This window comes from Mesorhizobium sp. (assembly GCF_017306585.1).
GTDB lineage: Bacteria > Pseudomonadota > Alphaproteobacteria > Rhizobiales > Rhizobiaceae > Mesorhizobium.
This window is the reverse complement of sequence record NZ_JAFKIC010000088.1, coordinates 1-5,529: the sequence shown is the minus strand read 5'-3', so window position 1 is coordinate 5,529 and position 5,529 is coordinate 1. Positions and strand designations below refer to the sequence as shown.

Annotated in this window: 4 protein-coding genes and 2 pseudogenes; all 6 read left to right on the top strand. The window is 64.0% G+C overall.

All coding sequences use genetic code 11. From position 1 onward, the window contains the following. Positions 1-310 (top strand): annotated as a pseudogene (locus J0I79_RS03125) (VTT domain-containing protein); the annotation flags it as partial. Between the two features lie 72 nt (positions 311-382). Then, entirely contained in the window at positions 383-1,294 is a 912-nt protein-coding gene (locus J0I79_RS03120; RefSeq protein ID WP_292855266.1) for a LysR substrate-binding domain-containing protein, read from the top strand. Between the two features lie 205 nt (positions 1,295-1,499). Continuing rightward, complete coding sequence (locus J0I79_RS03115) at positions 1,500-2,654, top strand: ABC transporter substrate-binding protein (protein ID WP_292855265.1); 1,155 nt, start codon at positions 1,500-1,502, stop codon at positions 2,652-2,654. 185 nt (positions 2,655-2,839) lie between these two features. Next, on the top strand, positions 2,840-3,838 hold the full coding sequence (locus J0I79_RS03110) for an ABC transporter ATP-binding protein (protein ID WP_292855264.1): 999 nt from the start codon (positions 2,840-2,842) through the stop codon (positions 3,836-3,838). Positions 3,839-4,061: 223 nt separating this feature from the next. Beyond that, a complete protein-coding gene (locus J0I79_RS03105; protein ID WP_292855263.1) occupies positions 4,062-5,027 on the top strand; it encodes an ABC transporter permease in 966 nt (321 codons plus the stop codon). Beyond that, positions 5,017-5,529 (top strand): annotated as a pseudogene (locus J0I79_RS03100) (ABC transporter permease); the annotation flags it as partial. The gene J0I79_RS03105 and the pseudogene J0I79_RS03100, both read left to right, overlap by 11 nt.

The following is a 5,529-nucleotide window of genomic DNA, read 5'->3' as shown; positions in this document are numbered from 1 at the left end:
CTATCGCCGCAATCATGTCCGGGTGTCCCTGCTGGCGCAGTTCATCCCGACAGTGCGCAATTATCTGCCGATCGCCGCGGGGGCGCTTTGCCTGCCGGCCCTGCCTTTCGCCCTTGCGACACTGCTCGGCGCCACCATCTGGAATACGTGCTTTCTTCTGACCGGCTATCTCCTGCATGGTCGTGGCCAGGATTATTACAGGGTGGGGTTCCGCATCATCCTCATCGTCGTCGCTCTGGAAACGGTCTTCATGCTCGTATTGCGCTATGGCGGCACGTGGCGGCGGCGCATCAGGCTGGTGTTCGGCTGAGCCGGCATTCAGCGGCGGGATAAGCGCGGCCGCCGGCTTTCCTTCCGTTTCGCGGCGGTGTTTAGTCCGGCCATGGCCTTCACCATCCGCCAGTTGCAGTTCTTCGTCGCCGTGGCTGAGCAAGGCACTGTGTCGGGCGCCGCGCAGAACCTCTCCATCTCGCAATCGTCGGTCACCGAAGCGATCAAGGAACTGGAAAGCGATCTCGGCGTCGAGCTGTTCGAGCGCCATCCGCGCGGCCTCAACATCACCCACAAGGGGCATCAGTTCCTGCGCCACGCGACCAAGATCCTGGCCGATGTGTCCGACGCCCGCCGCTCCTTCTCCGGCGAGCAGGCCGTGGCCGGTGGCCGGTTGCAGCTCGGCGTGACCTCGCTGGTCGCCGGCTATGTGCTGTCGGACCTGCTTGCCCGCTACCGCCGCGCCTATCCGGGCGTTGACGTCTCCGCCATCGAGGACAATGGGGACTATCTCGAGCATCTCCTGATCGGCGGCAAGCTCGACATCGCCGTCATGGTCACTTCCAATTTGCGGGATCGCACCGCGCTGCAATCCGAAATCCTCGAGGTCTCGGCCTATCGCCTGTGGCTGCCGCTCGGCCATCCACTGGCCAGCGCCGACATCATCGGCATCGGCGACATCGCCTCCGAGCCGCTGATCATGCTGACCGTCGACGAAATCGAGGAAAACACCGGCAAGCTGCTGACGGCGATCGGCGCCAGGCCGCATGTCGCCTTCCGCACCCGCTCGGTGGAGGCGGTGCGCAGCCTCGTCGCCACCGGGGCTGGCGTCGCGCTGCTGCCCGATCTCGTCTACCGGCCCTGGTCGCTGGAAGGCGACCGCATTGAATCGCGCGACATTTCAGGCTCCTTGCCCGTGGTCCAGGTCGGCATGGTCTGGCGGCGCGGCTCCGGCCTGCCGCAGGCCGCGCGCGACTTCATCGGGCTTGCCCAGTCGCAGCGGACGGTGCGGCAGCGTCCGTGATCAGGCGGATGTATATATCGGAAAAACCGATATCGACTTTCTGATAAATGAATTTGCGAAACCGGATTTTTCCAAGCACCTTCCACTTCAGGGACCAAAGCCGCCATCAGAGCGGCATCGGGTCCACAGGACGAACCGACAGTTTTTCAGTCCGCGCATGACCTCCGAACCGGTTCGGACCACGCGCCAAAATGGGAGATCGATGATGAATTCATTCCTGAAGTCATGCACTGCGCTGACGGTCGCGCTGACCTTTTCCGGTCAGGCCATCGCCCAGGTCAAGGAACTCGGCAAGGGCGAAGGCCAGGTCAACATCGTTGCCTGGCCCGGCTATATCGAGCGCGGCGAGACCGACAAGGGCTATGACTGGGTCACCGCCTTCGAGAAGGAGAGCGGCTGCAAGGTCAACGTCAAGACCGCCAACACCTCCGACGAGATGGTCTCGCTGATGAACGAGGGCGGCTTCGACCTCGTCACCGCTTCGGGCGACGCTTCCTTGCGCCTTGTCGCCGGCAAGCGCGTGCAGCCTATCAACACCGATCTGATCCCGAGCTGGAAGAATGTCGACGACCGCCTGAAGGATGCGCCCTGGTTCACCGTCGACAAGGTGCATTACGGCGTCCCCTATCAGTGGGGCCCCAATATCCTGATGTACAACACCGAGGTGTTCAAGGAAGCGCCCAAGAGCTGGAACGTCGTCTTCGAGGAGATGAACCTGCCGGACGGCAAGTCCAACAAGGGCCGCGTCCAGGCCTATGACGGCCCGATCCATATCGCCGACGCCGCCAACTACCTGATGTTCCACAAGCCGGAACTGGGTATCAAGGATCCCTACGAATTGAACGAAGACCAGTACAAGGCGGCATTGGCGCTGCTGCGCGTCCAGCGCACGCTGGTCGGCCGTTACTGGCACGACGCCGCCATCCAGGTCGACGACTTCCAGAACGAAGGCGTCGTCGCCTCCGGGTCCTGGCCGTTCCAGGTCAACACGCTTGTCGCCGCCAAGAAGCCGGTCGCCTCGACCGTGCCGGAGGAAGGCGTCACCGGCTGGGCCGACACCACCATGATGGAAGCCGACGCCGCGCATCCGAACTGCGCCTATATGTGGCTCGAACATTCGCTGGCGCCGAAGGTCCAGGGCGACGTCTCGGCCTGGTTCGGCTCGCTGCCGGTGGTGCCCGCGGCCTGCAAGGGCAACGAACTGCTCGGCGAGGAAGGCTGCAAGACCAACGGCTACGACAATTTCGACAAGATCAAGTTCTGGAAAACGCCGGTGACCAAATGCGCCACCCAGAACGACCAGTGCGTGCCCTATTACCGCTGGGTATCGGACTATATTGGCGTTATCGGCGGCCGCTAAACTCCAAAGGTTAGCACTGCCCCTCACCCTTACCCTCTCCCCGTGAAGAACGGGGAGAGGGAGATCGCCAGCGTTGGTGCGCTTCCCTTCTCCCCGTCACTATACGGGGAGAAGGTGCCGGCAGGCGGATGAGGGGCAGCACTTACGCCTGAAATTTTGAAAAGCCTGACAGATCAGGACAACCCATGACCTCTGCCGTTTCCTTCAAACAAGTCTCGCGCCATTTCGGCAGCGTGCGCGCCGTCGATGCGGTCGATCTCGACATCGCGCCCGGCGAGTTCTTCGCCATGCTCGGTCCCTCGGGGTCCGGCAAGACCACCTGCCTGCGCCTGATCGCCGGTTTCGAGCAGCCGACGGCGGGGTCGATCTCTATCTTTGGCGAGCGGGCCGAGGGCGTGCCGCCGTATCGCCGCAACGTCAACACCGTCTTCCAGGACTACGCGCTGTTCCCGCATCTCAACGTGCTCGACAATGTTGCCTACGGGCTGATGGTCAAGGGCGTCGGCAAGGCAGAGCGGCACAAGGCGGCCGAGGAGGCCTTGGCGCTGGTCAGGCTGCCGGGCTACGGCGCGCGCCGCCCCGGCCAGCTTTCCGGTGGCCAACGTCAGCGCGTCGCGCTCGCCCGGGCGCTGGTCAACCAGCCAAAGGTGCTGCTGCTCGACGAACCGCTCGGCGCGCTCGATCTCAAGCTGCGCGAAAACATGCAGGAAGAGCTGAAGTCGTTGCAGAAAGCGCTCGGCATCACCTTCGTCTTCGTCACCCACGACCAGGGCGAGGCGCTGTCGATGGCCGACCGCGTCGCGGTGTTCAACGACGGCAGGATCATGCAGATCGGCACGCCGGAGGATATCTACCAGCGCCCCGCCACGCGCTTTGTCGCCGACTTCGTCGGTTCCTCCAACGTGCTGCCGCCGGATTTCGTCCAGCGCTATTCCGGCCAGCGCCGCTGGGGCAGCCTGCGCCCTGAATCGATCCGCGTCGCAAATGCCGCCAGCGGCGACGGCGTCGTCGCGCGCGTCGTTGGCACCAACTATCTCGGCGCCACGACAAGGCTGGCGCTCGATGCCGACGGGTTGAGGCTGCATGCGGTGGTGCCGGCGGGGACCACGCTGCCTGCGGAAGGCGAGGCGGTGATGCTGACCTTCAATCGCGAGAGCCTGCATCTGATGGATGAGCCGGCATGATGAAGGCTAGCGCGAGGCCCCCCTCTCTGTCCTGCCGGACATCTCCCCCTCAAGGGGGGAGATTGGCTGTCCCTTCGGGTTTCGCCAATCTCCAATGCGGCAGAATTGGCAAGGCAGAGAAACTGCTGATCTCCCCCCTTGAGGGGGAGATGTCCGGCAGGACAGAGAGGGGGGCGACGGATCTCGGCCTCTTCCGTAATCCCGTTCAAGACGCGGTGGCCCCATGACATCAGCCGCGGTTCAATCCACCCCGGCCCCCGCCATCCTGCCCGGCAGCGGCGGCATGCGCGGGGCGCTGTCCGACCTCTTCTGGCGCCGGCCGAAACTGCTTTTGCTGTTGATGCTGCTGCCGCCGGTGCTGTGGCTCGGCATCGTCTATATCGGTTCGCTTTTCGCGTTGCTGGCGCAGAGCTTTTTCTCCATCGACGAGTTCTCCGGCCTCATCAACCGCCAGATCACGCTGAAGACCTATGGCGACCTGTTCCAGCCCGCCAATCTCGACATCATCCTGCGCACGGTGACGATGGCGGCGCTGGTCACGCTGGCCTCGGCGATCGTCGCTTTCCCCATCGCCTACTACGCCGCGCTTTATGCGAAGGGGCGTTGGAAGGCGCTGTTCTACCTCGGCGTCATGCTGCCGTTGTGGTCGAGCTACCTGGTCAAGGTCTATGCCTGGAAGCTGATCCTGGCCAAGGAGGGTATTCTTACCTGGCTGTTCGGCAAGCTCGGCCTGTCCTGGCTGCTCGATACCTGGCTTTCGCTGCCGATCGTCGGCGGCAACTCGCTGTCGGTCTCGTTCACCGGCACCTTCATCGTCTTCGTCTATGTCTGGCTGCCCTTCATGATCCTGCCGGTGCAGGCGGCGCTCGAACGCGTGCCCGGCAATCTGGTCGAGGCCTCGTCCGATCTCGGCGCCTCGCCGGGGCAGACCTTCCGCAACGTGTTGTTTCCGCTGGCGCTGCCCGGCATCGTCGCCGGTTCGATCTTCACCTTCTCGCTGACGCTCGGCGATTACATCATCCCCGCCATCATCGGCACCTCGCGGCTGTTTATCGGCCAGGCCGTCTATTCGCAGCAGGGCACGGCCGGCAACATTCCGCTCGCCGCCGCCTTCACCGTGGTGCCCATCGTCATCATGGGTTTCTACCTCTGGGGCGCCAAGCGCATGGGGGCTTTCGATGCGCTCTGACCGTGGCCAATCCGCTCCGCTCGGCTTGAAGATCGCCGCCGCCTGCGGCTTGCTCTTCCTGCATCTGCCGATCCTGTTGATCTTCGTCTACGCCTTCACGACGGAGGAGAAGAGCTTCGTCTGGCCGCCGCCGGGGCTGACCATGCAATGGTTCGCCGTCACCTGGAACCGGCCCGATGTCTGGTCGGCGCTGTCGCTCTCGGTGCGCGTCGCCGCCATCTCGACAGCGATCGCGCTGGTGCTGGGAACGCTGTGCGCCGCAGCCGTTTCGCAGACGCGCTTCTTCGGCCGCGAAACGATTTCGTTGCTAGTTATCCTGCCGATCGCGCTGCCCGGCATCATCACCGGCATCGCGCTGCGCTCGGCCTTCGCGCTCGCCGACATCCCGTTCTCGTTCTGGACGATCGTGCTCGGCCACGCCACCTTCTGCGTGGTCGTCGTCTACAACAATGCGGTCGCCCGCTTCCGCCGCACCTCGGGCTCGATGATCGAGGCCTCGATG

Excerpts from the sequence above, each read along its gene's own strand:
- J0I79_RS03120 (WP_292855266.1), top strand. The coding sequence starts at position 383 with ATGGCCTTCACCATCCGCCAGTTGCAGTTCTTCGTCGCCGTGGCTGAG.
- J0I79_RS03115 (WP_292855265.1), top strand. The coding sequence starts at position 1,500 with ATGAATTCATTCCTGAAGTCATGCACTGCGCTGACGGTCGCGCTGACC.
- J0I79_RS03110 (WP_292855264.1), top strand. The coding sequence starts at position 2,840 with ATGACCTCTGCCGTTTCCTTCAAACAAGTCTCGCGCCATTTCGGCAGC.
- J0I79_RS03105 (WP_292855263.1), top strand. The coding sequence starts at position 4,062 with ATGACATCAGCCGCGGTTCAATCCACCCCGGCCCCCGCCATCCTGCCC.